This is a genomic window from Arsenicibacter rosenii, assembly GCF_001870735.1.
Classification (GTDB): Bacteria; Bacteroidota; Bacteroidia; order Cytophagales; family Spirosomataceae; genus Arsenicibacter; species Arsenicibacter rosenii.
Genome location: NZ_MORL01000139.1, coordinates 1 through 1,417, shown reverse-complemented (window position 1 = coordinate 1,417; position 1,417 = coordinate 1). Strand labels below are relative to the sequence as shown.

Below are 1,417 nucleotides of genomic sequence, written 5' to 3'. Positions count from 1 at the left end.
GGCTCAGCTCAATCTGGGCCGGAAAGACTCGGCAGCCTACTACGTGAATCAGGTCAGAACGCGGGCAGCGGTAACCGGCCGGCAATCAGCGATGCAGGTTTCGGCGGCGGATATAACGCTTGATTTCATTCTCGACGAACGCGCCCGGGAGCTGGCTGGTGAACAATACCGCTGGTTTGACCTGAAACGAACCAATAAACTGCTGGAGCGCGTCCGGAAATACAATCCGGATGCGGGCAAATATGTGCAGGATTTCCATCTGTTGCGGCCCATTCCGCAAAGTGAAATAGATGCAGTAACCACCAAAGGGACGTTTACCCAGAATCCGGGTTATTGATGTCAGCCGCTTCTGTTCCGGGAAAGGTTAACCTTTCCCGGAACAGAAGCGGCATTTTGTTTTTTCAGGTAGCAATAATGAGCTCGATCTCATTATCATGAAACACCTGTTTGTGTTTTTCTTCGATGCCGGCATCGGTTATGATGTAGTCAATCAGCGACAGCGCCCCCAGACTCGCAAAGGCCGACTTGCCCATTTTCGTTGAATCGGCAACCAGGTAGGTTGTGTCGGCGGCATCAATCATGGCTTTTTTAACGACTAAGTCGCTGATACTCGGATACGTAAGGCCTGACTTTAAGGAGATACCTGCTGTTGCCAGAAAAAGCTTCTGCACGTTCAGCCCTTTAAAGAAATCAGCTGCTTTCTGCCCGGTCAGCGACAAGGTCGGGGGTTTGAATTCGCCGCCGGTTACGATGAGTTCAATGCCAGGTTCCGCGCCAAGCATCACCGCAATGTTCAGCGCATTGGTGATGACGGTCAGGTTTTTAAACCCACGCAGTTTTTTAGCGATTTCAGTCGTCGTGGATCCGGAATCCAGAATAATGGCATCGCCAACATCAATGAACTCCATGCACTTACTGGCAATGATTTCTTTTTTGTCGATATGATCCTGGTTACCAAGCGAAAAGGATCGCAGCTGGTCTTCAACATTTTTCAGATAAGCGCCCCCGTGTTCCTTGATAACCAGGCCATCTTTCTCCAGCTTATCCAGATCCTGCCGGATCGTAACTTCGGTGACTTTAAATATGCGGGCCAGATCGATTACCTTGGCCGATCCATCCTCCTTTAACAACTCCAGTATTTTATCCCGTCTTTGATTGGGAAGCATATGTCTTGTTTTTCGTTTGCCGGAAAATTCAAAAGTAACGAAAAGAATCTGAACCCGGCAAGCCCGATACCGCAAGTATCCGCAACCTGTGTACGCTGCTGCTGCGGTTATTTCGGCGGATCACAGACTTTGTTTCCTTTATCGAATAGAATTCGCCACGTATCCGGGGCTTCCAGCCGCCAGATTGAGGTGAACGTACTGACAACCTGACCGGATGCATCCCTGACCGGGCCCGAGCTCAGAGCCAGAGT

At 50.2% G+C, this 1,417-nt stretch carries 2 protein-coding genes; one reads left to right on the top strand and one right to left on the bottom strand.

The annotated features are described in order from the left end of the window. Positions 1-337, top strand: a 337-nt coding sequence (locus tag BLX24_RS30380; protein WP_143092931.1) for a RagB/SusD family nutrient uptake outer membrane protein, incomplete at its 5' end; no start/stop codon positions are given. 64 nt (positions 338-401) lie between these two features. On the opposite strand, the gene BLX24_RS30375 is transcribed toward BLX24_RS30380, so the two are convergent. Then, positions 402-1,166, bottom strand: a complete 765-nt coding sequence (locus BLX24_RS30375; protein ID WP_071506909.1) for a DeoR/GlpR family DNA-binding transcription regulator — start codon at positions 1,164-1,166, stop codon at positions 402-404. Between the last annotated feature and the right edge of the window lie 251 nt (positions 1,167-1,417).

Excerpts from the sequence above, each read along its gene's own strand:
- BLX24_RS30375 (WP_071506909.1), bottom strand. The coding sequence starts at position 1,166 with ATGCTTCCCAATCAAAGACGGGATAAAATACTGGAGTTGTTAAAGGAG.